This is a genomic window from Algoriphagus sp. 4150 (genome assembly GCF_031457395.1).
Lineage (GTDB): Bacteria > Bacteroidota > Bacteroidia > Cytophagales > Cyclobacteriaceae > Algoriphagus.
On sequence record NZ_JAVDWS010000001.1, the window covers coordinates 394,311 to 421,297 of the forward strand.

At 40.5% G+C, this 26,987-nt stretch carries 31 protein-coding genes; 17 read left to right on the top strand and 14 right to left on the bottom strand.

The window, feature by feature from the left end; all coding sequences use genetic code 11:
- Window positions 1-11: 11 nt before the first annotated feature.
- From J2X69_RS01720 to J2X69_RS01730, 3 genes are all read right to left on the bottom strand, one after another.
- Entirely contained in the window at window positions 12-3,146 is a 3,135-nt protein-coding gene (locus J2X69_RS01720) for an efflux RND transporter permease subunit (protein WP_310097456.1), read from the bottom strand.
- Between the two features lie 2 nt (window positions 3,147-3,148).
- Entirely contained in the window at window positions 3,149-4,252 is a 1,104-nt protein-coding gene (locus J2X69_RS01725; RefSeq protein ID WP_310097458.1) for an efflux RND transporter periplasmic adaptor subunit, read from the bottom strand.
- A gap of 191 nt (window positions 4,253-4,443) precedes the next feature.
- The gene (locus tag J2X69_RS01730) at window positions 4,444-5,772 is read right to left on the bottom strand and encodes a TolC family protein (RefSeq protein ID WP_310097460.1); all 1,329 of its coding nucleotides are present in this window, start codon (window positions 5,770-5,772) and stop codon (window positions 4,444-4,446) included.
- Between the two features lie 435 nt (window positions 5,773-6,207).
- On the opposite strand from J2X69_RS01730, the gene J2X69_RS01735 reads away from it, so the two are divergent.
- The 4 genes from J2X69_RS01735 (at window position 6,208) to J2X69_RS01750 (ending at window position 10,340) form a co-directional block, all read left to right on the top strand.
- Window positions 6,208-7,215 (top strand): histidine kinase, encoded by a 1,008-nt coding sequence (locus tag J2X69_RS01735; RefSeq protein ID WP_310097462.1) that lies wholly within the window; start codon window positions 6,208-6,210, stop codon window positions 7,213-7,215.
- The gene (locus J2X69_RS01740) at window positions 7,212-7,979 is read left to right on the top strand and encodes a LytTR family DNA-binding domain-containing protein (RefSeq protein ID WP_310097465.1); all 768 of its coding nucleotides are present in this window, start codon (window positions 7,212-7,214) and stop codon (window positions 7,977-7,979) included. The genes J2X69_RS01735 and J2X69_RS01740 overlap by 4 nt, the downstream gene beginning before the upstream one ends.
- Before the next feature lie 382 nt (window positions 7,980-8,361).
- A complete protein-coding gene (locus J2X69_RS01745) occupies window positions 8,362-9,168 on the top strand; it encodes an AraC family transcriptional regulator (protein WP_310097468.1) in 807 nt (268 codons plus the stop codon).
- Between the two features lie 29 nt (window positions 9,169-9,197).
- The gene (locus J2X69_RS01750; RefSeq protein WP_310097471.1) at window positions 9,198-10,340 is read left to right on the top strand and encodes an NAD(P)/FAD-dependent oxidoreductase; all 1,143 of its coding nucleotides are present in this window, start codon (window positions 9,198-9,200) and stop codon (window positions 10,338-10,340) included.
- A 312-nt stretch (window positions 10,341-10,652) separates the two neighbouring features.
- On the opposite strand, the gene J2X69_RS01755 is transcribed toward J2X69_RS01750, so the two are convergent.
- Window positions 10,653-10,880 (bottom strand): hypothetical protein, encoded by a 228-nt coding sequence (locus J2X69_RS01755; RefSeq protein ID WP_409014371.1) that lies wholly within the window; start codon window positions 10,878-10,880, stop codon window positions 10,653-10,655.
- Window positions 10,881-11,815: 935 nt separating this feature from the next.
- Here J2X69_RS01755 and J2X69_RS01760 point away from each other — a divergent pair.
- Window positions 11,816-12,403 (top strand): AAA family ATPase, encoded by a 588-nt coding sequence (locus J2X69_RS01760; RefSeq protein ID WP_310097473.1) that lies wholly within the window; start codon window positions 11,816-11,818, stop codon window positions 12,401-12,403.
- Between the two features lie 136 nt (window positions 12,404-12,539).
- Window positions 12,540-13,331: a hypothetical protein gene (locus J2X69_RS01765; protein ID WP_310097477.1), complete on the top strand. Its 792-nt coding sequence runs from the start codon at window positions 12,540-12,542 to the stop codon at window positions 13,329-13,331.
- Between the two features lie 84 nt (window positions 13,332-13,415).
- Here J2X69_RS01765 and J2X69_RS01770 read toward each other — a convergent pair whose 3' ends face one another.
- On the bottom strand, window positions 13,416-13,628 hold the full coding sequence (locus J2X69_RS01770; RefSeq protein ID WP_310097479.1) for a hypothetical protein: 213 nt from the start codon (window positions 13,626-13,628) through the stop codon (window positions 13,416-13,418).
- Window positions 13,629-13,644: 16 nt separating this feature from the next.
- Here J2X69_RS01770 and J2X69_RS01775 point away from each other — a divergent pair, with 16 nt between their 5' ends.
- From J2X69_RS01775 to J2X69_RS01795, 5 genes are all read left to right on the top strand, one after another.
- Window positions 13,645-14,229 (top strand): hypothetical protein, encoded by a 585-nt coding sequence (locus J2X69_RS01775; protein WP_310097482.1) that lies wholly within the window; start codon window positions 13,645-13,647, stop codon window positions 14,227-14,229.
- 33 nt (window positions 14,230-14,262) lie between these two features.
- Window positions 14,263-14,943, top strand: a complete 681-nt coding sequence (locus tag J2X69_RS01780; RefSeq protein WP_310097485.1) for a hypothetical protein — start codon at window positions 14,263-14,265, stop codon at window positions 14,941-14,943.
- An 83-nt stretch (window positions 14,944-15,026) separates the two neighbouring features.
- Window positions 15,027-15,842, top strand: coding sequence for a hypothetical protein (locus tag J2X69_RS01785; RefSeq protein ID WP_310097488.1), 816 nt, complete (start codon window positions 15,027-15,029; stop codon window positions 15,840-15,842).
- Between the two features lie 33 nt (window positions 15,843-15,875).
- Window positions 15,876-16,352 (top strand): hypothetical protein, encoded by a 477-nt coding sequence (locus J2X69_RS01790; protein WP_310097491.1) that lies wholly within the window; start codon window positions 15,876-15,878, stop codon window positions 16,350-16,352.
- A 684-nt stretch (window positions 16,353-17,036) separates the two neighbouring features.
- Window positions 17,037-17,912: a YihY/virulence factor BrkB family protein gene (locus J2X69_RS01795; protein WP_310097494.1), complete on the top strand. Its 876-nt coding sequence runs from the start codon at window positions 17,037-17,039 to the stop codon at window positions 17,910-17,912.
- Window positions 17,913-18,009: 97 nt separating this feature from the next.
- Here the strand turns inward: J2X69_RS01795 and J2X69_RS01800 are convergent, their stop codons facing one another.
- The 3 genes from J2X69_RS01800 to J2X69_RS01810 form a co-directional block, all read right to left on the bottom strand.
- Window positions 18,010-18,450, bottom strand: a complete 441-nt coding sequence (locus J2X69_RS01800; protein WP_310097497.1) for a carboxymuconolactone decarboxylase family protein — start codon at window positions 18,448-18,450, stop codon at window positions 18,010-18,012.
- 69 nt (window positions 18,451-18,519) lie between these two features.
- A complete protein-coding gene (locus J2X69_RS01805) occupies window positions 18,520-19,095 on the bottom strand; it encodes a Crp/Fnr family transcriptional regulator (protein WP_310097500.1) in 576 nt (191 codons plus the stop codon).
- Window positions 19,096-19,415: 320 nt separating this feature from the next.
- A complete protein-coding gene (locus J2X69_RS01810) occupies window positions 19,416-19,667 on the bottom strand; it encodes an erythromycin esterase family protein (RefSeq protein WP_310097503.1) in 252 nt (83 codons plus the stop codon).
- A gap of 184 nt (window positions 19,668-19,851) precedes the next feature.
- Between J2X69_RS01810 and J2X69_RS01815 the strand changes: the two genes are divergently transcribed.
- The 3 genes from J2X69_RS01815 to J2X69_RS01825 all read left to right on the top strand — a co-directional run bounded on the left by J2X69_RS01815 (window position 19,852) and on the right by J2X69_RS01825 (window position 21,590).
- A complete protein-coding gene (locus tag J2X69_RS01815) occupies window positions 19,852-20,259 on the top strand; it encodes a nuclear transport factor 2 family protein (protein ID WP_310097506.1) in 408 nt (135 codons plus the stop codon).
- A gap of 79 nt (window positions 20,260-20,338) precedes the next feature.
- Entirely contained in the window at window positions 20,339-20,902 is a 564-nt protein-coding gene (locus J2X69_RS01820; protein ID WP_310097509.1) for a TetR/AcrR family transcriptional regulator, read from the top strand.
- A 25-nt stretch (window positions 20,903-20,927) separates the two neighbouring features.
- Complete coding sequence (locus J2X69_RS01825; protein ID WP_310097512.1) at window positions 20,928-21,590, top strand: NAD-dependent epimerase/dehydratase family protein; 663 nt, start codon at window positions 20,928-20,930, stop codon at window positions 21,588-21,590.
- Window positions 21,591-21,807: 217 nt separating this feature from the next.
- On the opposite strand, the gene J2X69_RS01830 is transcribed toward J2X69_RS01825, so the two are convergent.
- The gene (locus J2X69_RS01830; RefSeq protein WP_255505128.1) at window positions 21,808-22,155 is read right to left on the bottom strand and encodes a MerR family DNA-binding protein; all 348 of its coding nucleotides are present in this window, start codon (window positions 22,153-22,155) and stop codon (window positions 21,808-21,810) included.
- Window positions 22,156-22,277: 122 nt separating this feature from the next.
- Between J2X69_RS01830 and J2X69_RS01835 the strand changes: the two genes are divergently transcribed.
- From J2X69_RS01835 to J2X69_RS24825, 3 genes are all read left to right on the top strand, one after another.
- Window positions 22,278-22,565, top strand: a complete 288-nt coding sequence (locus tag J2X69_RS01835) for an SDR family NAD(P)-dependent oxidoreductase (RefSeq protein ID WP_310097519.1) — start codon at window positions 22,278-22,280, stop codon at window positions 22,563-22,565.
- A 72-nt stretch (window positions 22,566-22,637) separates the two neighbouring features.
- On the top strand, window positions 22,638-23,735 hold the full coding sequence (locus J2X69_RS01840; protein ID WP_310097522.1) for an MBL fold metallo-hydrolase: 1,098 nt from the start codon (window positions 22,638-22,640) through the stop codon (window positions 23,733-23,735).
- Between the two features lie 23 nt (window positions 23,736-23,758).
- Window positions 23,759-24,145: a transposase gene (locus J2X69_RS24825; protein WP_409014372.1), complete on the top strand. Its 387-nt coding sequence runs from the start codon at window positions 23,759-23,761 to the stop codon at window positions 24,143-24,145.
- Here J2X69_RS24825 and J2X69_RS01845 read toward each other — a convergent pair.
- From J2X69_RS01845 to J2X69_RS01865, 5 genes are all read right to left on the bottom strand, one after another.
- A complete protein-coding gene (locus J2X69_RS01845; protein ID WP_310097525.1) occupies window positions 24,052-24,561 on the bottom strand; it encodes a hypothetical protein in 510 nt (169 codons plus the stop codon). The genes J2X69_RS24825 and J2X69_RS01845 overlap by 94 nt on opposite strands.
- A 112-nt stretch (window positions 24,562-24,673) precedes the next feature.
- On the bottom strand, window positions 24,674-25,177 hold the full coding sequence (locus tag J2X69_RS01850) for a hypothetical protein (protein ID WP_310097528.1): 504 nt from the start codon (window positions 25,175-25,177) through the stop codon (window positions 24,674-24,676).
- A gap of 36 nt (window positions 25,178-25,213) precedes the next feature.
- Complete coding sequence (locus J2X69_RS01855) at window positions 25,214-25,627, bottom strand: hypothetical protein (protein ID WP_310097531.1); 414 nt, start codon at window positions 25,625-25,627, stop codon at window positions 25,214-25,216.
- A gap of 700 nt (window positions 25,628-26,327) precedes the next feature.
- The gene (locus J2X69_RS01860; RefSeq protein WP_310097535.1) at window positions 26,328-26,618 is read right to left on the bottom strand and encodes a type II toxin-antitoxin system RelE/ParE family toxin; all 291 of its coding nucleotides are present in this window, start codon (window positions 26,616-26,618) and stop codon (window positions 26,328-26,330) included.
- A complete protein-coding gene (locus tag J2X69_RS01865) occupies window positions 26,618-26,848 on the bottom strand; it encodes a hypothetical protein (protein WP_310097538.1) in 231 nt (76 codons plus the stop codon). Before J2X69_RS01865 ends, J2X69_RS01860 begins: the two co-directional genes overlap by 1 nt.
- Window positions 26,849-26,987 lie beyond the last annotated feature (139 nt).

Below are 26,987 nucleotides of genomic sequence, written 5' to 3' on the forward strand. Positions count from 1 at the left end.
TATTGAGACTATTATTGATTCGTGTCTTCTAGTGAGGGAACTGTGGGTTGCCAGGATGAACCTATCTTATATTTTGATCGCGAAATCTTTGCTTGAATTGTATCTACAACCAAGTAGACTGAGGGGACAAGGAATAGGGTAAGGAGGAATGAACTGGTCAGCCCACCGATCAAGACCCAGGCCATCCCATTTTTGAATTCTGAGCCTGGGCTTTGTGATAATGCAAGTGGAAGCATGCCCAGTATCATGGAAAATGTGGTCATAATAATGGGACGTAGACGTTCCTTTCCCGCCAGAATTAACGCCTCTACAGTACCCTTCCCCCCACTTTTCAACTGATTCGCAAAGTCTACGATCAGTATACCATTCTTGGTTACAAGCCCAAGTAACATAATGATCCCAATAATGGTAAAAACGGTAAGCTCGTTCATCGTTAATGCGATTGCCAGCAATGCGCCTATTAACGCAACAGGGACGGAAAAAATCACCACAAAAGGATACACAACGCTTTCATACAGGCATACCAAGACCATGTAGACCAGGATAATGGCAATAACCAAGGCAAAACCGAGGCTCCCGAAAGCATTAGTCTGATTTTTCGCATCACCCTGGTAACTGATTTCCGTATCGGCTGGCAAGCGGGTGGACTGCAGCTCCTTTTGGATATCATCCACAATCGTACCCGATGGACGCCCGACAGCAGCTGAAGTGATAGTAATCGAATTCTCCCGGTCGGTCCTTTGTAAAATGGATTGTCCGACAACCTCCTTAACATCAGCAACCTGCCCAAGCTTGACTAATTTGCCTCCACTGCCATTAACGGATAGATTCCTGACTGCCTCCATACTCCGTTTGTCAGCATCATTGATTGCTACATTCACATTGTAGGTATTGTCTCCACTTCCAAATTCAATCTTATTATTACCGTTAAAGGCCAGCTGGATGCTTTGAGTTACTTCTGCCAATGACAATCCAAGCATCGCGATTTTTTCCCTGTCGGGGATAATTTGTATTTGCTTTACCGCGCCTTTGGTGCTGAAACGTACATAATCCGACCCGGCTGTCCCGGCTACGATAGCCCTGACTATTGATGCGGCTTTAAACAGGCTGTCCGGGTCTTTCCCTTTCACGGAAATCTGGATCGGGGAAATCACTGTTCCCGTGATGCTAGTAGGGATAACTGTAACCTGAATGCCTGGAATTTTTTCTATTTCGTTGCGGGCAATCAGGCCAAACTCGTCGGAAGTAAGCTCACGCTTCTTCTTGTCTATAAGCGTTACTGAAAGCTCAGCCAGGTTTTCCGCACTGCCCTTGGCACCCGTCTGCGTTCCCAGGAGGCTATAGACCGTCTTCACTTCAGGATGCCGGAGCATCATTTTCTCTGCTTCGGCGACCAAGAGGTTAGTTTGGCGGATCGGCATATCTGAGGCAGTTTCTAGCTGGATAGCAAGTTCGCCCCTGTCGGATTGGCCTGCGAAAGAGCCCCCGATAAATCCTGCAGGAACAAGGGAGATAGAACCTACCAGCAGCAAAATAACTAGGATAAAGAAATATCTTTTGCGGTGCAGTATCCAATGGAGCAAATGACCATAGGCATCCGCCAATTTATTCAGATAGCTTTCAAACGACAGGATCACCCTGCCCCAAAAGCTACCCGCAGAAAGATGCTCCAATCTGGCAAAACGCGATGCCATCAATGGAGTGAGGGTAAATGCAACCAAAAGGCTCATCAGCGTAGAGACAACCACGACCGTCGCAAACTCACGAAGAAGATTGCCGATCAACCCACCGGCTAATGCCATAGGTAAGAATACCACCACATCGACAAGCGTAATGGCTAGGGCTGTAAATCCGATCTCATTACGTCCCTCCAGTGCCGCCTTCTCCTTATTTTTTCCCATTTCCATGTGGCGGAAAATATTCTCGAGAACCACGATGCTGTCATCAACCAGTATACCAACTACCAGGGACAGCGCGAGCAACGTCATCAGGTTAAGGGAAAACCCCAAAACATACATGACAATAAAGGTGGGTATCATGGCAGCCGGAATGGCTATCAGTACAAAAAATGCACTACGTAAGCTGTGTAGAAATAGCAGCATGACAAAACCAACGATCAGCACAGCCAGCATTAAGTCGTGTATAACCGAGTTGGCGGATTCCAGCGTGTACACTGACTGGTCGGAAGCGATTTCAAATTGAAACCCGACGGACTTGTGTGCCGTAACTAACTCGGCCAATTTCTGCTTCACTTCTCTGCTGACTTCAACCGCGTTGGCGTCGTTTGTCTTGAAAATCTGTATACCGATCCCGGGCTTTCCATTTATTCTATTGAGCGTAGCGACTTTCTCCTGGCCATCGCTGACAGTTGCAACGTCAGAAAGCAATACCCGGCTTCCGTTGCCTTTATCTTTCACTATCAGTTGTGGCAAAAGGTCAATGCCGGAGTAACCTGCGTCAATAGTGATCGAAAGATTTTCCTGTTCATTGGTAATATTGCCCCCTGGGATCGAGATGGTGTTGGCTAGTACTACCTGGAAAACCTGCTTGGCAGATAACTGATACATCTGGAGTTTGGTATTGTCAAGTTCAATCTTTATTTCCTTGGACTGCCCTCCGATAATATTGATTTGGCCTACACCCTTTACCCCACTTATTTTAGGCTTGATGTCCCTATCAATCAGCTCATACAACTCTTTGTCTGCAATATTTGCGGTCGCAGAAAGATTCAGAATAGCAAAGTTGTCGGTATTCACACGGTTTACGGCAGGCTCCTCTACGCCCTCAGGCAGTGTTGACTTGATCTGGTTGATCTTACGCTCGATATCCTGCTGAGCGAGAATATCCGAAACATCCGGCTTTAGATTCACCTGTATGGACGAAACATTCAACAGCGAGCTGGAAGTAACCAAATCGATGCCTTCCACGGTGCTAATTGCCTCCTCAATAGGTTTTGTAAGCTTGCTTTGCACTTCGCTCGGAGATGCACCGGGAAATACAGTATTGATCGTCACCACACCTGCCGAGAAGCTTGGCAATAAGTTGTAATTAAGATTAGTATAGCCAATAATGCCAAATAAAATCAGGCCTATAAAGACAGTTGTGATCAGCAGTGGCCGCTTGATGGATAATTCAGTTAAGCTCATGTTTAATTAGTTATGATAGCTATCGGGCTGCCTGATTTCACGTTGATTAATCCGCTGGTAATTACCGTTTCGCCTTGACGTAGACCTGATATGATCTCAACCATGTCGTTTTGCCGATGGCCGGTAGTGACCGGTCTTTCAATTGCCTTTTTATTTTCGGCGACAAAGACAGTTGGATTTGACGAGCCAGTTACTAGTGCAGATTGGGGGATGCGTAAGATATCCGTCCTTGACAGCGTAATGAAGGAAACCAACACATCGGTTCCACCCTTTAAAGCGATATCATCTGAATTTTCGATCAGCAGGTCAACTTGGTAATTATGGTTTTCATCGGCCACAGGACTAATAAAAACGATGCGTCCCGCAAAAGTTTTTCCCGGAAAAACCGGGGAAGTAATCGTGGCTTTCTGATTGGTCTCAAGCCGGTAGCTGACCTGCTGGTTCACATAAACCGTAGCCTTTACGCTACTTATGTTACTGATGTTGGCAATGGCTGTTCCTGTAACAACAAATTCACCTTCTTTGATTTTGTGTTGGGAAACGGTCCCTGTCACAGGTGAAACAATGGCTGAATTGGCAATTTGCTGTTTGATAAGATCAATTTGTACCTGTGCGTTTTCGAAATTGGCTAATGTGCTTTCATAATTGCTTTTAGCCGAGAGCATATCCATTTCCAGCCCGGCATTATGTTCGTAAAGGTCTTTTGCTCTCTGGTAGTCGCTGAGTGCTTTGTCGCGGGAAATGGACGTCGAACTTAGGTTGATTTCTGCCGATTTTAGATTGATTTGTTGAATCCTTGTATCCAGCTTTCCGATAATCTGACCTTTATGTACCTGTTTGCCTAAGAAAATATCCAATTGCGAAATAATGCCGCTTGCGTGGGAAAACACACCTGCTTCCTCTATAGGCTCCACTAATGCCGGGTATTGTACGATTGCATCCAGCGAACCTTTTTCCACCTTCGCAACCCCTACGGCAACCGGGATGTTTGACCTGTCTACCGGCTGGTTCTTTTGGTCTATCTTCTTTTTGTTAGCGGAAAGGACCAGGATAATAGACAGTATTACCGCGGCAGATATTCCGATGGGCACAATTAATTTTTTCATGTGTTTATAATTTGTTTTTTAGCGGTCATATAGCCTGTCCCGATTTTTCATCGGGAGAATCTCGCACGATGAATAAACATCACGCTGTGTGTCGCTTACGACATGCTCGATTTCATTATATCTATCATTTGAAGGATGTCGGACCAAACAGAATTACGCTAGCACGTTTGGCAGATGGGATGACAACAATTTTACTGAAGGCTATTTAAAAAAGGGAAAAGATTTCCCCTGGATTTTTGAAACTCAAGTTGACTTACAATCAGGTTGTAAAGACTATTGATATAATTACTTTGGGCAGATTTGTAGGCCGTGTCATCGTTGAGAAAATCAGTTAATGTAGCTACACCACGCTGATATTGATACTCCGTAACTTTTCGCAATTTTAGGGCTAAGGCCATATTGTCCTTATTACTTTGATAATTGCCATATGCTGTACCTACCGAGGTTTTTGCGTTCTCAAACCGCAGATTGTAGGACTGTTCCCGGATCTGGAGATTATGCTTTTCATTTTCAAGCTTTAGCCGTTCTTCTTTAACTTGGCTCTGGCGGCGGAACCCACTGAAAATCGGCACGCTGACCGATAGTCCCACATAGGAAAAACTCTTCCATGACGAGAAAGCATCCGAAAAATCATTGGCAAGCGACTGTGCTGCGATTTTACTGAAAAAGCTGACGGAAGGTAGGTAACCGGCCTGCTTTGTCAGCAGGTTCACCTGCTGAAGCTCGATCGACTTTTCGCCGATCTTTACCTCTGTTAAAGCCCCCAATTCAAAAGCGTCGTCCTCATTGCGTTCAGCAAACTGCTCATAGTTGATCGAATCTATTATTGCCAGGTTAGCATCAATCGGCAGGCCCATAGCATTTTTTAAAGTATTGATAGCTAAGTGATGTCTTGTCTTAGCGTCTTCCAGTTGATAGTTTGCAGCATTCAGGTTAACCCTAACCCGATCGACATCCTTTTCAAGCACAGTGCCTTTTTCAAATTGGTACTGCAGGGTTTTAACCATTTCTTCGTACTTGATCTTATTCGCTGTCTGTATGGCTATTTGCTCTTCATAGATCAACACCTGGAAATAGGCGTTTGCTGTGTTGTAAGCGATATCCTCCTCATTTTGTTCTTGTTGTAGGCGTGATATGGCTATATAGGGTTTGTTCCCCCTGATTCCGGCGATTTTCCCCGGGTCGTAAAGTGTTTGGCTTACATCGATTCCCAGGTTACTGTTGTACTTGGTCCCCAACTGTATTTCTTCCGGTTCGGGGCCGAATATCCCAGCGGGCAACACGTTAGTTTGCAACTTCAGGTTATCGGTGAATGTTGCTGAACCGGAAACCTGTGGCAGATAACCTGCCATCGTTTGAACGCTATTCGCCTCTGCAATACCAATATTGTTAGTGTACACCGTCTGAGAAGGATGATGCTTCAAGGTATAGTCTATGCTTTGCCGGAGTGAGAAATGGTCTTGTCCTTGACTATCACTTATCCAACCTGCAAGTAGAGTGAAAAGGATTTTATATTTCATATGATTATATTTTTTTCTTAAAGGCCATATAGCCTGTCCCGATTTTTCATCGGGAGAATCTCGCAAGGTTATAATCATCCCAGTGTGTGAGGTTTTCCTCATGCTCGATTTCATCTGCAATTTTTTTTTGAACAACGGCTCCGAGGTTCCGGAAAGAAGAATTGTTGGCCCTGTTCTGACTTTGACTGTGCAAAGCAGCGGAGATGCCCGCAAGGCTAAAAGTACATTTTGCATGAAGCGGGCAAAACACAAGGGGAGACGGGCAGATTCCCTAAACTGTCACTTTGCAAGTCCAATTGAAACCCACTAATAAAGTACAGCCTAACTAGACTATGCCATTTTTACAAATCAGAAATGCCCGCTTCGGAAGCCAACCTGCCCGCCTTACGAACTTTTCCTGATTGATCTGTTATGTAATGGTTTAAATTTGCCCTTGTGAAAAATATCAATTGGAAATTTGGTTTCGGTATTGCCGCTGCACTGTCGCTGATTACCCTTTCTTTTCGAATTACGCTCACGACTGATGTGAGATGGTATTTACATGCGCTTAGCCTTGTATATGCCTTTGTCTATAATATCTCAATATGGGTGGTCATGAATGCATTGCTGAACAACACCAAAAGAATGTGGTTCTTGGAATCGAAGATTCTTATTGCTGCATGCATCGCCGTCACCGCTTTGTTGGGTATTATCGAAGATTGGGCTTTCAACCACTTCACTGTCTACGTGCTCCAACAAGCAGCCGAACCCGGCATCAAAAGATATTTCATCATGTTTTTCAGAGCTTTTCTGCTTAGCTCGTTTTATTATTTTCTCGCTTATTATCTGCACGTCCTGTCTGAAAAGCAAAAACACAGTCTTGAGATCGAACGGCTGAAACAGGTACAACTTGCTGCTAACATCTCTTCTCTAAAAGAGCAACTAAGTCCCCACTTTCTTTTTAATACGCTAAATACCCTTAGTTCGATCACGCGTGAAAAGGAAGTAAAGGAGTATATCTCGGAACTGGCAAATGTTTACCGCTATTTACTGACCTACAAAAAGGCGGATTCAGCGACACTGGAGCAGGAACTCACCTTCATTGAATCGTATTTGTATATCATAAAAGCAAGAATGGAGTCCGCTTTGGAGATAGTGATACAAGTGGATAGTCAACTGCTGTCAAGCCTTTTGCCCCCGCTCACACTGCAACTCCTAATTGAAAATGCGATCAAGCACAACGTTGCCTCGGTTTCCCGGCCACTGAACATCAGCATTTATAATGAAGGAAGCCGGGATCTGGTTGTTTCCAACAACTATCAACCCAAGTCGCTCTCACCATTTTCGACCGGGGTAGGCCTCGGCAATGTAATACAACGTTATCGCCTGCTTTTTGACAAGGACATTATCATCGAGAAAACCGGGCAATCATTCAGCGTAAAACTTCCTATTAACACACTATGAACATCTTAATTATAGAAGATGAACAGAAGGCTGCCAAAGAGCTAGAACGAATTTTGCTTGAAATCGATGGTAAACTCTCTGTTGTTGCCATCCTTGACTCGGTTGAGCAGGGCGTGTCCTATCTTTCGAAAGAGCCGCCTGTTGACCTGATATTTTCCGATATTCAACTTGCCGATGGAATGTGCTTTGAAATTTACAATCAGGTAACGATAAGCAGCCCAATCATATTTTGCACCGCTTTCGACGAATACATGATGGAGGCATTTGATACGAACGCGGTCAGTTACTTGCTTAAACCGGTCACCAGTGAAAAGGGCGCAACTGCACTGGCCCAATATCATCAGATGAAGACAGCATTTGAGCCGGCAAATGCGGCGCGAACCCTTGGACAGATATCCTCGCAGCTGACAAAAGTGTTCAAATCAACAATACTCGTAGAATATAAGGAAAAGATTATCCCTCTGCGAGTGAAGGATATCGCTTATTTCTATCTGGACAAAACAATAGTTAAAATCACTACCCGGACAAACCAGCGTTTCTTTTTTGCTTCCAGCCTTGATGAAGTAGAACGGGTACTTGACCCAGAGCTATTTTACCGAGCCAACCGCCAATTCCTCATTAACAAGCAATTCGTTGTGAGTATTGAACGGCATTTTTCGCGCAAACTCGTTACAAAGCTTAGCGTGGATACCCCCGAAGCTATTGTGGTCAGTAAAGCGAAGGCCAGCGAATTTCTGAGGTGGATCGAAGGCCTTAATAACTAGATACTTCTACATTAAGAAGTACTATTCTGCCACCTTATTATGTAAGCAGGGACACGCTTAAAATAATTTTCAATGACACATTCATTTCAGCAAGTGAACTTATATTTGAATGGGGGGCTGACCAAGCTATAAATAGTTTTAAATTTAATTTACCAAGCAGTGATTTTCATTTTGATCACCTTGACCTTAAAAAGAAATAATCCCAACTATCCTCTAAGGACTAAAGACATGTATGCACATAGGAGGCTTAAATCCTTATAAGATAGACTTGACGAAATGAAGCGTATACATCCGGCGGATGTGAGTCTCACGCACAGCCTGACCCGTTTTGCGGGAGTTCTGTGGGAAGGTGAGGGTGAAATTCCCGTGCCTGACCCGATTAGTGGCAAGTTTAGAGCGACACCCCACCAACCATCAACAACGGCAAAAATTGAATAGTAGAGATATAGAATACAAATCTGTAAAACCTGACAAATCACTATCCGACTTTGTAGAGAGTTTTTGGATGTTACATAACCCAAATGACAGCGACAAGCAAGTTATCATTTTACCTGACGGAAGAGTAGATCTGTTTTTTACACAATCAGCAATCGAACCTTTTCATATTACACTTCTAGGAATAGGGACAAACCCTGAACATTCTACAATTAAAGCCAATAGAATAACCTTTGCAATAAGTTTTAAACCACTTGCGACAGAATATTTATTGAAAGAGAATATTTCAGACTTATTGAACAAGGGGAAAAATGTATCTGATGACTTTTGGGATTTTAGCTCATCAGATCTTTTAGATTTTGAATTATTCTGCCAAAAAGCAACGCAAAAAATCAAATCACTATTACCAAAAGAATTAGACAGCAAAAAACAAAAATTATTTGAATTGATATACAATTCAAACGGAGCAATGACAGTGGAGGAACTTTCTGAAAAGGTTTTTTGGAGCAGTAGACAAATCAATCGTTATTTCAATCATCAATATGGCATTCCCTTAAAAGCCTACTGCAATATTCTCCGGTTCAGAGCTTCATTTCAACATATCAAAGAGGGCAAACTTTTCCCAGAGCAAAATTTTGCTGACCAAGCCCATTTTATAAAAGAAGTAAAAAAGTTGGCGGGAGTAAACCCTAAACAATTATCCAAAAACCAAAACGACCGATTTATACAATTTTCAACCTTACCTGAGAAGTAATTTTGTGCCGTAATTAAAACTTTACGGTAATGAATATCAAAGACAAAAAAATTGCTCTTGTGGGTGGAGGCCCCGGGGGCTTAACATTGGCAAGACTTTTACAACAAGGTGGTTGTAACGTAACGGTGTACGAACGGGACATCAACAAAGATGCCCGGGTTCAAGGCGCCAATCTTGACTTACACGAAGAATCGGGTTTAGCAGCACTTAAAAAAGCGAATCTTTTAGATGCATTTTACGCTCATTATTTACCTGATGCGGGGAAGCTAAGAATAATGGACAATAATGGAAATATCCATATGGATGACCATACCGAAGAGTATGGTGCAGAGCACCGTCCTGAAATTGACAGAGGTCCTTTAAGAAAAATTTTATTGGAATCCTTACAACCCAACACCGTTGTTTGGGATAGTCAATTTGTCTCAATGGAAAAGGAAAATGATGGTTGGCAGCTTCTTTTCAAAAATGACAATCATTATTATGCAGATATTGTAATCGGAGCAGATGGCGCTAATTCCAAAATCAGACCTTACTTAAGTGACATAAAACCAGTTTATTCAGGTGTTACTATTATTGAAGGCAATATTTATGATGCAGAGAAAAACACACCGAACATTTTCAAACTGCTTAAAGGTGGAAAAATATTTGCGTTTGGAAATGAACAATCAATTATTTTAAGCACCAAAGGCGATGGAAGTATTGCCTTTTATACGGGCGAAAAAGTAAATAAAAATTGGGTGAAGGAATGCGGAATCAATTTTGAAAATTTAGCAGATGTTAAAAAATGGTTCGAGACAAATTTTTCAAATTGGAATTCAATTTATCACGAACTATTTGCAACAAGTAAAATGACTACTGTGCCAAGACCATTGTATCATTATAATTCAGACCAACATTGGACAACTCAAAGCAATCTAACCATCATTGGCGATGCAGCCCATCGGATGCCACCCTATGCAGGCGAAGGTGTAAATATGGCCATGCTTGATGCGTTGGAATTAAGCGAAGCGCTACTTCATTCAGAAAATATAAAATCAGCTTTTGAAAACTACGAAACCAGAATGTTTGAAAGAGCAAAAGAAGTTACAGCTATTACAATACAAAATACGGTAGAACTTCACAAACCAGATGGTTTGAAATATATCGTGGATATGTTTGACAGTTTTAACTAATAAAGGATGGGGACAACACCAATCATTTGTAGTGTACTATTCTGCTTTTCTATGTTGATGAGTAGAATAGGAACACTCAAATCACCTTGGCCTCTACATGCTTATCGGGCTTTCTAGATTGTTTAACCCGCATTATGCATTTCTATTGCGACCAATAATTGCTTCAAAATCAGTCACTGCGTTGCAATTTTCGACTTCACCATATCCGCTGCGGCGGACTCAGTCTCCAAACAGCCTGATTTTCTTGCAATTAATGTCCTTCCCGATAAAAATCGGGACAGGCTATAACGAAACCTAATGCAAAATCCGGGTTTAAAGTGATAATAAAACGTGCTTCTGGCCATTCCCGCATGCTTCAATAAGTAAGAGGGTGCATGGGATTGCCTTAATTCCTGGATGAGTTCCGCTTTCTTCTTTCTCTTTGTCGGCTTGAATTAAGGCATACAGCTTTTTTAAATACGCATTTTCTGCTCTCAGCGAGGCTAGCTCCTCCAATAGCTTCTCTTCGTTAGTCTGTGGCTTTTTGGTTCTTTTGGCCATCGGCGGTTTGGTTTTTCTCTCTTGTTTAGCAAAACCTTCAGTCCCTTCTCTATCGTAAATCCAGTGGATTAATCTAGCGAAGGGCCAGCTTGTAGCGAAGGATTTAGCGATGTAGCCAGCCTGCGGGCTGGTTTCCTATCATTTTATTCCCTTTCTTACCACTGATCTTTATCAGCAGAAAGCACAGCCAACTTTTATCATCCTTCCGGACTTAAATCCGGGAAACCTTACAATCTAGTGGAGGTACTAGCTTGAATAATACAACTCACGATCGCCCTCTCTCTTTAGGAGAGGGAAGGGGTGAGGTAGAACAACCAACTTTTAGCACCTATCCGGGCTTAAATTCCGGAGAATCTTTCAATCTAGTGGAAGCACTAGCTTCAAAAATACCATCTTACGATCGCCTTCTCTTCAAGGGGAGCCTGTCCCGATGAGCAAAGCGATATCGGGAAGGATGGGAGGAGGAAGGAATGCTAATTGTAAATTGGCTCGGATATCAGGGTAGGAAAAGGTGTCAAGAAATCTTCCAGAGGAAGATTTTGGCCTTGGGCCAGCTTGTAGGGCGGGCAAACTTCACCCAGTCACCACGAAAGTTTTGACTACACCTAGAGGGGGAGAGTCTATGTACGAAGTATGGAATCAACTCAATCATCGTTTGCTCAAATGGGTAAAATGGGAGAAAGGACTTTATAAAATGGCGGCAGTCAGATGGCTGAAGCGCCAGTATAAGACTTCTCCAGGCTTGTTTAAGCATTGGAAATTGGTCCAACCTTAAGTACTTTTAGTACCAAGCGATTTACAAACCTGTCTGCCGGCAGGCATGAAGAGTCCGCCGCGACGGATGAGAGTCTCACACACGGTTCTGTGGGAAGGTGAGGGTGAAATACCCTTGCCTGACCCCATTGTGCGTCATATAAAACGAATCGAAATCAACAATGATTGAACTAAAGGAAAATAATAATTTCTATGTCATAACAGGAGGTCCAGGAGTAGGGAAAACGACTTTATTGGAAGAACTAAAAAGGAGAAATTATGAAATCGTTCCTGAAATCGCTCGTGAATTAATAAAAGAACAGCAAAAAGACAACGGAAAAGCTTTGCCTTGGGAAAACAAGAACTTGTATAAAGAAATGATGTTTGACCGTTCGATAAGCAGTTTTGAGGAAATTGACAAAAACGCGAATAAAGAAAATCCGATTTTTTTTGACCGTGGATTCTTAGACACAGTTTGCTACGCAGAATTAATTGAATCGGAAATAAGTGAACCAATGAAATCCTATGCAGAAAGTTGGAGGTATAATAAAAATGTATTTATGCTTCCACCTTGGCAAGAGATTTACGAAACTGATAACGAGCGAAAACAAGATTGGAAAGAAGCGGTTTTAACATTTGAAAGAATGAGCGAAACGTACAAAAACTACGGTTATAGAATTATCGAATTACCAAAAATATCTGTAAGTAAAAGAGCGGATTTTGTCTTGGAATTTATCGAACTAAATAGAAAGAAAAGCACGACACGCTAACAGCACCTACACGCAAGCAGCGTTTCGTGCTTCGTAGGACAGAAAAGTGCTAAATTTGAAGTTCAGTTCTTCGTAGGAACTTCAGTGGTTAAAATCCCTGACTGCATATAGCAAAACGTTGGCATCAAACTTAAAAATGAAACGAACAATCATCATATTACTATTTATAACGAATGTTTTGTTTGCTCAATCAAGGGAAAAGTTTCTGATTGACTTTATGCTTGGCAGTGAATTACAAACAGAAAATGTTATCGATAAATACATTCAGTTTGATTTTTCAAATATTTGGCTGAAAACGGAAAATAGCGATATCTATGGAATAATCGGAGATGATCACCAAAGAATAAGAATAAAGCTGTTAACGGTTAAGAAAAAGCTAGAAAATCAAAATGAATATTTAATTTTTGGGAAGTCAAATGTTAATGAAACAATCTGTCATTTTCAAGGAACAATTAGCTTGGTAGAAATTTATGAAGTTAAGGAACTCCATTATGGAGTTGACGATGAATTTGCAGACAAGGGAATTAACTCACAAGGGGTATTAATTGCTAACTACGAATTTAAAGAGAATAAGGAACAAGATCACAGTGGAACTTTTAAAGGTAAACTTTACACCAAATGGTATTTGAATTCAAAGAATCAGATAGAATATGATAATATTGAATTCATTTCAGATGGTTGTTTTAACAATGCTTTTGTTGGGATTTGGGAAAGTTATTTAACAGGGAGTAAAAAAAAGATTTGTAATTGGGCTGATTATAGAGTACCCAATGCAAATAAAGATTTTGATATTGGGGTTGGTGAATTTAATGTGTCTGAGAAATATTGGAATAAAGGTTGGTTGGATATTGCTTTAAAAAATAAGTCGCCGAATTTAGCAATTAAACCAAATGATAAAGCTAAAAAACAGAAAGAATGGTGGGAATAAAAAGCCAGTTGCCAATCAAGTAGACGGCCTCGCCAACTGTTAAGCTGACGAGGTGCGCCTACTCCTCGACGCACAAGTTTCACATCACCGTACCCCGATTCTCAGGACAGGCAGCACAAGGCTTGTATACTGTGACACATTGAAGCCCGGGTCTTGTTTTCGGGTAATTTCAATTCCAATAAAAACATCCAAAGCCTGCTTGACAGGATAGACGAAATTCTTAATTTGGTATCGGCAGCGTCCGAAAGACTTGTGTACAATGGCTATATAGAGGCAATAGGGAAGTGGTAACCACATGTGTTGGCAAATCAATATGAAAGATAAATACATTTTTTTTCCAGCATTTCTTATGATACTTTTTTCATGTGAAAAAAGCGAGAAGCCAACGATTGTTGGATGGAAAACTATAGAAGAATATCATGATGGACATTTAGCGATTGTCGATACCCTAGGTAGATTTCCTTATAATAATTCGACTCTTGAGTTTTTGATCGAGATTGACTCCATGTTAAAGTCTAAAAATGCATATCATTTAAATGATCCAAAGGAGTTTCTTATAGGCGAATTTGAGATTTCAATAGGAAGGCACTCTTCATTTAACTTATCTGGTAAGGAAATAAAATTTTCAAAGATTAGCATCTACCACAATGATTGGCCTTGGAACCAGATTTATATCTACAGCCCTGAATATGGGATAGTAGCAGAATTTCCTGGTCATTCGCAGAAAAAAAATATGTTAGATTTCCTGATTAGCGGAAACGACACTGTTTACACGCTAGATGAGCAATTACTCGCGTTCTTTGAAAATGACACAATTTTAAACCCGATATCACCCATGCCTATAGAAGGACCTGAGGTAATAGAAATTCCAGAAAAAATTATAATATCGATAGAATAAGAAACGCTTGCCAACAACAACTAGGTCTAGTGTATGTCCTGCGCATTTAAAATGACAGAATCCGAATTTATAGATTATTGGAAAAGAGTATACCCAGAAGCGTATCTGATAGGACATGAACTTAAATGGGTATATCCTGACAGATGGTTTAGAATTCATAGTCTTCCCGAATCAAAAAGATATGCTGAAGACGAAATTGAATATCAAATAATTTTTGAAAGGCAGAATCAGTTGATCACCGACTTGATCGGAGAAGGAACTGAAATAATGTTAGCCTTCGGACTTTACGTAGATGACGACCTAATTAACCTCAACTATAGGGAAATGAGCGACTTCGTGGAATTTCAAAAAATAATGACAATTGATCTTCAAAAGGAACGTCCAGAGGAACAACAAGACGAATTGTACCTCGATATTTTTCTCAAAGCCGATACCTGGCGAAGGAATAAAAGGAATGAGCTGCTAAAGAAAATTGCGGACGATGAAATTAGAGCAATGTTTATCTGCCCTTCTCGAAATTGTGTGATTGCCCCCTATGACGGTGGAGTTGACATAATCGTCCAATCGACGAAGATCCGAGATCAACTAAGAAATAAATATGGAGACTGGCTTTCAAATCGGGAAGATGGACTAGGAAAAAAGAAAAACGTACTACAAAAAATAACTCAAGTTGGCTTTAATCGCACTACGGTTGGGGCTTTACGGTTGACATAGAATCATTTTGTTCCTTTAAAAACCACCGACGAAGCTACCCTGGATTTATTCAAACCGATATGCTCTATATAAAGATACACTAAATGAAATTTCAAACACTAGAATCATCTGAACTCAAGAATAAATATTTTTATAGATTAGAAAGATGGGATTGGTTAACTCCCGACATGATCCATGTGGTAGATAGTAAGTCACCAAGATTCATAACAATGGATTATTGGCCTCAAAAGATATATTTAGAAGCAAAAGGCCAAAGGACAGTTGCTGAATTCATTCATTTGATAGCTTCAAAATATCCTAGAACTGGAATTCCTATAAATTTGGATAAAGCAATTCTAGAGGAGCTTTATAGTCTAGTAGAAGAAGAATTAATTGCTATCTCTGACTCTCCTGTTAACTTGGATTCTTCAATTTTAAATCCACTAACTGATGAAGGTAAAGTGAATTTACCCGGTACATGGATTGGGACATATAGATACAACATAACGGATGATTTTAAGGATGAAAAAACTAAGGAAGTTGAATTTACTATAAACATCACATCAGTAAAAGGAAAGAAATTTGAGGGGAGTGTTGAGGATAATCTGTCAACAGGCGGTACACCGGGAATTGGAAGAATTTCCGGAAAGTATTCTGATTCCGAAGTATCTTTTAATAAGAACATGCCAATTTATGCTGAAATGAGTAGCAATAAAGAACATGTTCTTGATAAGAATAAGCTACATCCAACTATAATGTATGTTGGAGAATTCTCGAGGGATAAGAAAACCATTTCGGGTGTTTGGAGATTCAAAAAGAAAGTGTTGGTATGGAAAGGCATTATTCCTTATTGGATAACACCTGGAACAGGAGATTTTACAATGAGAAAAAAAGAACAGCTTTTGAATGGGGCAGGGTGACCGGATTACCAATCAAGCTCGTGGGATTTAGCAATGGAAATAAAAAATTTTGACCCAATAAAGTTCTTTGTCAGTAAAAGGGCTCCGTACTTACTTGTGCTGAGTACATTATTCTTATATGGTTTTCCCTTTAAATTCCCTCATAATACATTTAATTGGATTCAAAAATTTGGTTTACCGCCGTATCTCTATCCGTTTTTTATAGTATTATTTATTGTGTCCTTTATTTTAATGATAGTGAGTTTCCTTGCTGAACCAAAATTCACTTCTACATTTTTTGATTTTGAAGAAGAAAGAGTTCATCACCGGGGAACAGTTTACATGCTTGATGAAATGCTCCACTACAGCTTAGAGGACAAGAATAAGGTTTCAGTGGACATTCAGACAGTCTGGACTTTTACGATGGAGTTCACTGGCGAACGTCTGGTTTTAAATCTTTTGCTGACTTATAAAGAAAAAGCAGAATTTGAAGATTGCTTAAAGAAAATGTCCTTGAAAAAAGAGGCATAGATGAGATTTCATTTTAGTAGTTTGTATATTCTGAAGTCCTGGTGGATATACCGGTGTGTGATCGTAGGATTCTACACCAATTGTATATTATTATGAATATTCAGGTGGAATTACAAATCCCACCCAGTCGACACGAGCGATTTGACTACTCCGAGGAGGGGTTATTGGATATAGCGGTTTGATTTGTGCCACTCTTTTCGGTCTCATTGCGCCACCTTTTTTGTTCACACTGTGCCGGTATAGACGAGTCGTTTTCGGCTCGTTTTGTGCAGGATGAATTTCTGAAATACCAAATTCTAAATGAAGGCCATTGGTAGTTAAGCTGTATTTTCCCTCTGCCCCGTTGGGCATCAATAAAAGAGACTAGGTATTTGTACTGCTCAGCCATTTTTAAGTTCTGGGTTGCGATTGGGGTTTGATTTTGACCCCTTTTGCAATTGTGAACTTAGCGATTGGTACTTTCAGAAGTTCGATAACCGCGAGCAATGATCCCTCGGCTGAAAAACCTAGACCTATGAGTCAGATAAAGCAGATAATCATACTTAGCAGGCATGGACTTTACCATTCTTTTTTTACTGACTTGGAAAAGTATTTATTCCTTTGTCAATAAAGATAGTTGGGATTAGTTAAAAGCAGAAAAAAGCATTCTGTATCTTGAGTGACGATTTCACCGAAGCTAGAATTATGTACAAAACGGTTCAATCCATTTCTAAACTATCATTCTCTGAATGGAAGAGCATTTTTATAAAGGTAAAAGAACGTATAGGCGAAAATAATGTGGTAATTGTTTCGGCCGGAGTGGGTTTTTTTGGTTTTTTAGCCATTTTTCCTGCAATTATGGCACTCATTTCCATCTATGGGTTTGTAATGGATCCTCAGCAAATTGAGGAACAGGTATCCAAAATCAGTTCTATGATGCCGGAGCAAACCCATGAAATCCTTCAATCCCGGGTGGATAACTTTATCAAACCCGAGGGGGAATCCCTTGGCTGGGGAACTTTTTTCGGAATTCTGCTGGGCATTTGGATTGGCAATCTTGGGACAAAATCTTTGTTTATGGGAGTAAATATTGCCTATGAAACCGAAAATAAAAGGGGGATCATAAAAAACAACGGGCTTACATTATTATTCACTTTTGGTGCTATCCTACTAATCATTCTAAGTGCCGCCTTGATCGTGGCATTCCCGGCAATCATTGAGAAAATAGGTTTACCCGATCACATTGAAAACCTTATAAGTTGGTCGCGGTGGCTAGTCATGGGTGTTATTCTGGTGGGGAGTATTGGTCTGATTTATAATTTTGGACCAAAAAGAAGGCGACCCGGGTTTAGCTGGGTCATCCCGGGTGCTGTTTTAGCCACCTCTTTGTGGCTTCTGGCTTCCTGGGGATTTTCATTTTACATCCGTAACTTCTGGAATTTAGGTGAAATCTATGGGTCTCTTTCGGCAGTTATTTTTCTTATGTTGTGGCTTTTTATCAGCACTTTTATAGTTCTCTTAGGTGCTGAATTGAATTACGAAATAGAACGACATGCTATGGGGGAGTCGGACCATGGTTAAAATTGAGGTTTAATACCCTAATCCTTTTCAGCCACAGCAAGCAAAAGGCCAGATTCCGCAAAGGTAAATCCAGCCTTTTCAACCAAGGTCAGAGCGATTAGTTGGGGATGGGCTTGTTGGTGCTGACAGACAGCCGATTCCATGCATTGATGGCGATTATCGCCAAGATTACCTGGGCAAGGTAGTTTTCTCCAAAAGCCTTCAACGCTTGATTGTAGCTCTCTTCACTCAGTCCCTTTTCGCTGATCAGCGTGACTTCCTCGGTGATCTGGAGAAGTATTTTTTCCTCGGGAGTGAAAAGGTCAGTTTCTCTCCAGGCATTCAGCAATAGAATCCGTTGGATTTTTTCGCCCTGCTTCAAAGCATCTTTCGTGTGCATGTCGATACAGAATGCACATTTGTTGATCTGGGAAGCCCGGATTTTGATCAGTTCCTTATGAGTGGAAGTAAGTTCGGATTGCTGGAGATACTTCTCCATTCCGAAAAGTGATTGATAGCCTTTCGGTTCTACTTGGTCGATTTGCAGTCTGGTTTCCATGTTTTTATCGGTTTTGTTGAAATATAGGCTAAAGGTATTCGCCTCAAATCCGAAAAAACTTGAACTGGATTAAGATCGTCTTTTCGCTCGTAGTTTACTGAGATATTCAGGTGTCAGCCCCAGGTAGGTGGCGAGGATATACTGTGGTACACGCTGCACAAAGTAGGGGAACTGCTCACTGAAGTTGTAGAAGATTTCCTCCTTGGAATAATTGAAAAGGTATTTTAGCCGGGTAATCACGGCTCCATAGCCGATCTCATACATTTGGCGAAAGTAGGACTCCATTTCCGGATGATCTTTCAGCAAGGCAGTGTATTTCTCCCGTGAAATACTCCACACTACCGAATCTTCAACAGTCTGGATCGTTGCATCGGTCACCTTCTTTTTGTAAAAAGCTTGGTAATCGCTGATCCACCAATTCTCCAGGGCAAATTGAATGGATTTTTCAACGCCGCGTTGATCGACGAAAAAAGCGTGGATACAACCTCTTTCCACAAAAAACAAGTGGTCACAGAGGTGGTTGGCGGGTAGAAGAATTTCTTTTTTGCCAACTTCCAAACGCTCGAAGTATCCCGGGATTTGTAGGGTAAGGACTGGTGTTAAAGAGATAAATTTTCGGATATGCTCGAGAAGGACTTTGGACATGGAAAAAGCTTTTTGGGAATTTAGAAAGCAACCATCAGATTCCAAAATAGGCAGATAACTGTTTCGGTATTCTGTTTTTTTTATATGTATATCCGCTTTTCTTCCAGAAAAACAATAAATGCATCATAGGATTCAGAAAACACTGGCATTCCCCAACAAAAAGCAGAGAGAAAGTAATATTTCCGTCTATTCGGTCCATATCAAAAGTTCATGGTAGAAAAGGGTAAAGGAAATGGGGGAGTAGAAATGAACAGGATTATCAGGCCAAGTGATAAATGACCATAATGACTGACAGGTCTACCATGCCAGTGCGTATGGATTTACATCGCATACTGATCAATATTCTGCACATCTGAACAGGGGTACATTTCTTCTATAGGATAGATTAAATTTCGATACTCCTTAAACAAATGGGAATTACTCGCCCAGACAATTATTTTTTCCTTAGGGAAAATATTATTCTTCAGCCATAAAAAGTTGTCACTCATTTGGTCATCCCTTGCATTATTACTCTCAGTAGAATCAAGTGCGGAATAAGTAAAGCCTTTTAAACTTCTCATAGCCTGAGACAAAATGAACCGGGTAAAAGCTTCTTTTCACCCCGGTCAAAAAAACTGTACAGGGAATCGACTCTATCGGAAGAATTCTCTTTTCAATTCCCGCGTTACAAGTTTTTTAAAAGCATTACAGATTTTGTGGGCAAATAAATTAGTGTACATTTGTATGACTGACTAAACAGTCACTAAATTATCAGCTATGCAAACAAAAGAAACCGCAGAAAAATATTTCAATGCAATGGTGGCCGGGAACTTCGGTGAAATGACCGGCTTAAAAACGCCTGATTGTGTTTATTGGCTGAGTGGTGAGGGATCCTGGCCGTTTGGAGGTTACCAATCACCGGAAAACCAGGCAAAATTATGGGGCACAGTGGCAGAACGATTCCCAGAAGGGATGAAAATGACGCTTAAATCTATTACTGCAGATGGTGAGCGGGCAGTGCTTTATGTTCATATCCGGGGCACGCGAAAGGATGGTCGTATTTACGAAAACAATGTGATGTTGCTTTTGACCTTTAAGGATGGCTTAATCAGTGGGCTTTATGAATATTTGGATACTATTATGGTGAATGAATTATTCTGTGGCCCGATGGATGATATAAAGTAATAGTTAATCACATTAGAATGGGAGCGGGGTATATAAGTGCTTTTATACTTCAATTGCCTTCAAAAATTAATCTTAATCCATGGATAAAAAGGAAAAACTACTTCAAACTGCATTGGAATTATTTGTGTCACAGGGATTTAACGATACACCTACAAGCAAAATTGCAAAAGAGGCAGGTATAGCAACAGGGACTTTGTTTTACTTTTTTCCAACTAAAGATGAGTTGATCATTTCACTTTACCTGAAATTAAAGGGACAGGCAGCAGAAAGTATTCAGGTTGTATTGGCGGAAGCTAAATCGACAAAGGAAGTCATCAAAACTTACTATGAAGAATCACTCAAATGGTCGCTTCGTAATCCCAAGGAGTTTTTGTTTCTGGCACAGTTTTCCAATTCACCCTATCTGAAAAAAATTGGGGCTGAAGAAATTTCGGCTCAGATAGCACCTGTGTTACAGCTTTTCAGTTCGGCTATCAAGGAGCAACAGATCGCTGATAATGATGTGAATTTATTGTACGCTTTGATCAGTAATCAGGTAGTTGGTGTGAATCAATACCTTTCTTCAAATCAATTCACCAAAAAAGAACAACACCGCATCATTGAGGATACATTCTCTATGTTTTGGAAAATGATTGAACGCTGATGGGAAGCGGAATAGAAATAAGAAAATGAAAATAATAATAACAGGAGCCACAGGAATGATTGGGGAAGGCGTTTTACTGGCTTCTCTTGATCATCCCGATATTACCGGCATATTGATGGTGAATAGAAGAGCTTCACCGTTGACGCATCCCAAACTTTCTGAACTGATTGTAAAAGATTTTACAGATCTAGCTGCCCATAGCGACCAACTAACCGGCTACGATGGCTGTTTCTATTGCGCAGGGATAAGTTCCTTTGGCATGGATGAGGATAAATACAACCACATCACTTTTTATACCACACTACTGTTTGCAAAGGAACTTGCCTATTTGAATGCGGATATGGTTTTCTTTTACTTATCGGGAGTTTATGCCGACAGTTCGGAAAAGGGGAAAATAATGTGGGCAAGGATAAAAGGCAAAACGGAGAACGCATTAAATGAGCTGCATTTTAAAGCTGTTTACAGCTTTCGGCCAGGTTTTATTATTCCGATGAAAGCACAAAAAAATGTGAGGTGGATTTATAAAGGACTTAATCTTATCTATCCTTTTGTTTTTCCCAATAAAACCTTGACTTATGATGAAATCGCAACTGCATTAATTCGAATACTGACACTTGGGTACAGCGCAACTATTTTAGAAATAAAGGATTTAAAATTGATTGCCAAACAGGCTGAGCTCGAGGAATAAAATTTAGGGGATAGTCATCCCGTGAGATTTAAAATAGATGATTTAGGATTCAGGATAGCAAGGAGCCTGAACCAACAATACAACAGCTAATCGTGTAGACGGCCCCGCTAATTTATAAGTTCACTGGGCGCGCCTTCGCCACCGCATACAGGTCTCCCACCACCGTGTCCTGATGCCCCGTGCCAGGTTAACCGAAAGAATAACACGAAAAGGCAACTCAACAATCCCCATTCTCAACATCCTTTAATGAGGAGACTAAGAAATTTCGGACTTGCTTCAGCTCACGGATTTTTGTATCTACATCACGGATTTTATTTTGTACTATTTCAATCTTCTCACTTGCCGACAGTTTATTGCTAAACCAATCATTCAGTGATTTTTTTATTTCTGACAAAGTGAACCCAGCTTTTTTAGCCTGGACTATCCATTCGACTTTTTCGGCAACAAGCTCATCATACTGTTTGTAATTATTGGATTTGACAGAATCATCCGACATGCCTGTTATCAATCCATAATTTTCATAGTAGCGTAATGTATGGATGGAAACCCCTGTTAGCTTTGACAATTCATTAATTAACATCGCTCAGTTATATTGTTGAAAATATATTTATACCATAGAGTATACTCTATACTTGTAGGTTGCAAACTTACGACGTATTCTTGCACATTAAAATACATCTTCGAAAAATGATGCAATCAGGGAACAAAACTGAAACCCTGCAAAACGGGATTATTGTAGTCACAGGCACCTCTACAGGTATTGGCAACGCAACTGCAAAAGAACTCGCCAGCTGTGGTTTCCATGTGCTTGCAGGTGTAAGGCGTGAAATTGATGCCGATGCTATCCGAGGTAAGAATATAGAGCCTGTCATGTTGGACATTACCAATGAAGCGACCACGTGCACGCTACACAATTGGACGGGATGCGGCTATGGTCAGATTTTTAAATTGGATTTTGCCCGACAGAGTGCTTGATAAAATTTTAGCCCGAAGTACTAAGGCACATTACCCCAAATGAATCGAATTAAGAAACTTATAAAAACTACGATGATAGTATTACTAAGTGTAGTATTGCTGCTGATAATAACAACCATTGCCTATATGCAACATCCGAAATTTGGAAAAGCACCCAGTGGCAAGCGACTTGAATTGATAAAACAATCACCCAATTTCAAAGACGGAAAATTTCAAAATATCCACTTTACACCGTATGTTACCGAAGGATATTCTCTGACAAGCGTAGCCTATGACTTCGCTTTTACAAAGTTTTCACGAACAAATCCAACCGATACTATCCCTTCCATAAAGACTGATTTAAAAACTATACCGATTACTGAAAATGTATTGGTGTGGTTCGGGCATTCATCGTATTTTATCCAGCTTAACGGAATGCGATTTTTAATTGACCCTGTGTTTAGCGGGAATGCTTCCCCTATACCTTATTCAAATAAATCATTTTTAGGAACCGATATTTATTCGGTTGATGATATGCCTGATATTGATTATTTACTCATCAGCCACGATCATTATGACCATTTGGATTATGAAACTATAATGAAATTGAAGTCTAAAATCAAGCATATAGTCTGTGGTCTGGGGGTAGGTTCTCATTTTGAGCATTGGAAATTTGACACTTCAAAAATCATTGAAAAAGATTGGAATGACAAAGTAGTAATTGATGATACTATAACCTTACATACAGCTACTGCCCGTCATTTTTCAGGCCGTGGATTTACCAGGAGCAATACACTTTGGCTTTCTTATGTTTTAGAAACACCCGGTTTCAAAATGTATCTTGGTGGTGATAGTGGTTACGATACACACTTTGCAGAATTAGGAGAAAAATTTGGCGGCTTTGACTTGGCAATACTTGATAATGGACAATACAACACAGCCTGGCAAGAATTACACATGTTGCCCGAAGAAGTGTTAAAAGCAACGCAAGACCTAAAATCAAAACGACTATTTCCCGTTCATTCCTCTAAGTTCAAATTGGCTTTTCACCCTTGGGACGAGTCTCTGATTAAAATAACTGAATGGAATAAATCGTATAACATACCATTGGTGACACCAATAATTGGGGAAATTGTAAATCTGAATGACACCACGCAACAATACAAGCAATGGTGGGCAGGACTGAATTGATAGGATGGTCTTTAAGTACTGATATGACAGCAGGAAGCACCACTGTAGCCGCCATAAAAATGGCTGTTAGGAACAGGGCCGTCAAAAATGGACTGATCTTTCACTCAGACAGAGGGATCCAGTATGCTTGTGATGAATTTAAAGCGATACTCAGCCATAATAACATAATCCAGAGTATGAGTAGGAAAGCGAACTGTTGGGATAATGCGGTAGCTGAAAGCTTCTTCAAATCACTAAAGGCTGAAATGGTCTATCACAGAAGATTTATGGATCAGCAGTCCGCTAAATTAGGGGTGTTCGGATATATTGAAGGTTTTTATAATACCAAAAGAACCCATTCGGCTTTAGGTTGCAAAACACCTAAGCAAATGGAAGAAATGCTGTTGAGAAAAGAAAGATATGCAGCATAAAAAAGTCTCTCATTTTTAGTTGCAGTTCCATTCCATAACTTGGACCTATAGGTATAGGCTGTTTTTGAATGAATTCTTTTCAGGTATTTTTCAGCCTCCATATATTCCTCCATTCCCTTATTGATCTCCCGGTCAAAATAGATCCCCGCATTATAAAAGTGAAATAGACCTTGGAAATACCCGTTATGTTTTGGGAAATGCTGTTTGGCTAATTTTAAATAAGAAAAGGCTTTTGAAGTGTCCCGCTCGGACCAAAAATCACTTAACTGAAAGTAAAGTATAATTTTTTCGGAATCAGAATTCACATTTTCTGCTTGATTTAAAAGACTGTCTGTATAGAAAATTTCATAATTACCTTGTCCAAAGGCATGAAATCCAAAAAGAAAATAAAGTGGGCAAAAAAGTAGTTTTTTCATTTAAACAGCAATGAAATAGCCGATTCATATGCACGGCGCAACGAATCGGCTTTGAATTTATATAGCTAATTTATAGAGCAAAATTGCTTTGTAAGCCATTGTAGAATCTTTTTTATGGATTACTTCCGGCGTTAAGATTAAAACGAAGTCCCAAGCCAAATCTTGCTGCCAGAAATTCATTCTGTCCATCTGATATCAGGAATTTGGGTCTCCAATCGGCAAACAGTGAAATTGGTGCTGAGCTTATTTTGTAGTCAATTCCGGCGGCAGGAACTATTCCAAAATGGGTGCTTCCTGAATTGTTCGGGAAAAATAACGCTCCTCCAAGGCCTAAATACCATTGAAGCCCCTCGGCTCCTGAAATTGGTTGATGATATTGATACATTGCCTGTAAAACAGTGAGTCCGGTTCCAAATTGCAAAGAGGCTTCACCGGCATGATTTGGTTGGAAGAAATGCTTTATATGAGGTCCCACTAGTGTTCCTCCATCTCCTACATCAATCAGTAAACCCACTCCGGTTTTGTAAGTCTGCGCATTTACAGAGCCTGATCCAATTCCTATAGCCGCCAGGAAGAATAGTACCTGCAGCGCGATTTTTATTTTGAAATTTTTCATCCGTTTGTCTTTTTAGTAGTTAAATTCCTGTGTGTATTATTTTCTAAATAGTAAGGTTAGTGGTGTATTACCTGCTTTAATAGTTATCCTTAATCGTGTGTTGTTTTCACTGAAGGAAAAATTGGCAGGTTGCCTATCATTATTTTCTATGGTGTAGTAGGTTCCATTGTCATTTTCCCATCCGGATGAAAGTATCTCCGTTTGACAGGTTGCGGTTCCTGACTCCGCCGGTGCCGAAATGTTTAAAGTCAGGTTTCCCTCGTCAACAATCAACTTACTGTCTTGGATACAGGGTTCTTCTTTGACATCAAAGGTTTGTCCGTCTTGTTCAATTCCTTCGATACTCCAAGTTCCAATCAGTGGATCAATGGCAGGTTCATTGTCTTCATTGTCAGCGCAAGCAAAAGCTGCAAACAGAATTATGAGAAGAAAGAAATGTTGGTTTTTCATAATAATTGGTTTAGTGGTTTAAAATGTTTCGTCCCCACAAAGTTAAATCCTCGGAAAAGGGAAGAACATACCCGAAAACCAGTATATTTTTTCAATTCCATCTGGATGGAAAAAGTCCCTATGAGAGGACTAAAAGAAAACTTTTATCACCCATCCGGGCATAAATTCGGAGAACCTTTCAATCTAGTGGAAGCGCTAGCCTGAATAATACAACTCACAATCGCCTTCTCTTCAAGGAGAGCCTGTCCCGAAGCGAAGCGTTTCGGGAAGGATGGGATGAGGTAGAGAAGTCAATTGCAAATTGTCAAAAATATCAGGGTAGGACAGGGCGTGAAGAAATCTTCCAGAGGAGGGCCTAGCGTGAAGAATCTTTCCATTGAAAAGATTTTGCTAGGAGCCAGCATGCAGGGAGGGTAGCCATGGGCCAGCTTGTAGGAGGACTGAGCGTTTAGGATTAGTCTGGTGGACTAATCTAGCGAAAGCCTGTCCCGGTGAGCAAAGCGATATCGGGAGGCCAGTTTGTAGGAGGGCTGAGCGTTTAGGATTAATCCAGTGGATTAATCTAGCGAAGAGCCAGCTTGCAGGGCAGGCAAACTCCACCCAGTCACCACGAGCGTTTGACTACATTTAGAGGGGGAAACCAAATGCTGGAAATTCCTATTATGACTGGCAAAGATGACTTAACCGATTTACAACCTAATCAGTAATTCAACATATCCGGATTTTGACGAACATCAAAAAAGGTAAGTATTACGACCCTATCCTTCATGATACGGTAATAAATTCTGTTCTGCTTGGTGAGTTGGAATGCACGGATTTTCTTTTCCGGATCCACAGTTATGCCTATTTCAGGGAAATCAGCCAATAGGTCTAAAAAACTTTTAGTACGCTTCTCAAATTGGATCCCTACACTTGTTCCCCAAGTTTCTATTAGGTAATCTACAATCTGATGGAAGTTTTTAAGGGCAGTCTTGGATACTACTACCTTCATTAGAGCAAACGAAACAGCTGATCTTTCGCTACTAGATTTTTCTCCTCTTCAGATTCCTGATAGGCATCAAGAACTTCTTGTTTTTGTGCCGGGGTGAGATCGCTCCACATGTCTCCGGAAGCAGAATCCTTTCGTTTGGAAAGAAATTCCAATAACGATTCTAAGAATTCATCATTTTGGATATCTTCCACCAACTTGATGATATTGGATTTTAGTTCGACAGTTGACATGGCTAAATGTTTGTAATGTTAAGCTAACAAACGAACTGGCAGAATCAAAGTTCCAATGCAAATTTTAGTTTCTTTTCCCTTGTTGATGAAAGCGGGTCTGTCTGGGTAATACTGTGTACTTATAGTAAGACAGGTTAGG

Excerpts from the sequence above, each read along its gene's own strand:
- J2X69_RS01720 (WP_310097456.1), bottom strand. The coding sequence starts at position 3,146 with ATGAGCTTAACTGAATTATCCATCAAGCGGCCACTGCTGATCACAACT.
- J2X69_RS01725 (WP_310097458.1), bottom strand. The coding sequence starts at position 4,252 with ATGAAAAAATTAATTGTGCCCATCGGAATATCTGCCGCGGTAATACTG.
- J2X69_RS01730 (WP_310097460.1), bottom strand. The coding sequence starts at position 5,772 with ATGAAATATAAAATCCTTTTCACTCTACTTGCAGGTTGGATAAGTGAT.
- J2X69_RS01740 (WP_310097465.1), top strand. The coding sequence starts at position 7,212 with ATGAACATCTTAATTATAGAAGATGAACAGAAGGCTGCCAAAGAGCTA.
- J2X69_RS01750 (WP_310097471.1), top strand. The coding sequence starts at position 9,198 with ATGAATATCAAAGACAAAAAAATTGCTCTTGTGGGTGGAGGCCCCGGG.
- J2X69_RS01755 (WP_409014371.1), bottom strand. The coding sequence starts at position 10,880 with ATGGCCAAAAGAACCAAAAAGCCACAGACTAACGAAGAGAAGCTATTG.
- J2X69_RS01760 (WP_310097473.1), top strand. The coding sequence starts at position 11,816 with ATGATTGAACTAAAGGAAAATAATAATTTCTATGTCATAACAGGAGGT.
- J2X69_RS01765 (WP_310097477.1), top strand. The coding sequence starts at position 12,540 with ATGAAACGAACAATCATCATATTACTATTTATAACGAATGTTTTGTTT.
- J2X69_RS01770 (WP_310097479.1), bottom strand. The coding sequence starts at position 13,628 with ATGTGGTTACCACTTCCCTATTGCCTCTATATAGCCATTGTACACAAG.
- J2X69_RS01775 (WP_310097482.1), top strand. The coding sequence starts at position 13,645 with ATGAAAGATAAATACATTTTTTTTCCAGCATTTCTTATGATACTTTTT.
- J2X69_RS01780 (WP_310097485.1), top strand. The coding sequence starts at position 14,263 with ATGTCCTGCGCATTTAAAATGACAGAATCCGAATTTATAGATTATTGG.
- J2X69_RS01785 (WP_310097488.1), top strand. The coding sequence starts at position 15,027 with ATGAAATTTCAAACACTAGAATCATCTGAACTCAAGAATAAATATTTT.
- J2X69_RS01790 (WP_310097491.1), top strand. The coding sequence starts at position 15,876 with ATGGAAATAAAAAATTTTGACCCAATAAAGTTCTTTGTCAGTAAAAGG.
- J2X69_RS01795 (WP_310097494.1), top strand. The coding sequence starts at position 17,037 with ATGTACAAAACGGTTCAATCCATTTCTAAACTATCATTCTCTGAATGG.
- J2X69_RS01800 (WP_310097497.1), bottom strand. The coding sequence starts at position 18,450 with ATGGAAACCAGACTGCAAATCGACCAAGTAGAACCGAAAGGCTATCAA.
- J2X69_RS01805 (WP_310097500.1), bottom strand. The coding sequence starts at position 19,095 with ATGTCCAAAGTCCTTCTCGAGCATATCCGAAAATTTATCTCTTTAACA.
- J2X69_RS01815 (WP_310097506.1), top strand. The coding sequence starts at position 19,852 with ATGCAAACAAAAGAAACCGCAGAAAAATATTTCAATGCAATGGTGGCC.
- J2X69_RS01820 (WP_310097509.1), top strand. The coding sequence starts at position 20,339 with ATGGATAAAAAGGAAAAACTACTTCAAACTGCATTGGAATTATTTGTG.
- J2X69_RS01825 (WP_310097512.1), top strand. The coding sequence starts at position 20,928 with ATGAAAATAATAATAACAGGAGCCACAGGAATGATTGGGGAAGGCGTT.
- J2X69_RS01835 (WP_310097519.1), top strand. The coding sequence starts at position 22,278 with ATGATGCAATCAGGGAACAAAACTGAAACCCTGCAAAACGGGATTATT.
- J2X69_RS01840 (WP_310097522.1), top strand. The coding sequence starts at position 22,638 with ATGATAGTATTACTAAGTGTAGTATTGCTGCTGATAATAACAACCATT.
- J2X69_RS24825 (WP_409014372.1), top strand. The coding sequence starts at position 23,759 with ATGACAGCAGGAAGCACCACTGTAGCCGCCATAAAAATGGCTGTTAGG.
- J2X69_RS01845 (WP_310097525.1), bottom strand. The coding sequence starts at position 24,561 with ATGAAAAAACTACTTTTTTGCCCACTTTATTTTCTTTTTGGATTTCAT.
- J2X69_RS01850 (WP_310097528.1), bottom strand. The coding sequence starts at position 25,177 with ATGAAAAATTTCAAAATAAAAATCGCGCTGCAGGTACTATTCTTCCTG.
- J2X69_RS01855 (WP_310097531.1), bottom strand. The coding sequence starts at position 25,627 with ATGAAAAACCAACATTTCTTTCTTCTCATAATTCTGTTTGCAGCTTTT.
- J2X69_RS01860 (WP_310097535.1), bottom strand. The coding sequence starts at position 26,618 with ATGAAGGTAGTAGTATCCAAGACTGCCCTTAAAAACTTCCATCAGATT.
- J2X69_RS01865 (WP_310097538.1), bottom strand. The coding sequence starts at position 26,848 with ATGTCAACTGTCGAACTAAAATCCAATATCATCAAGTTGGTGGAAGAT.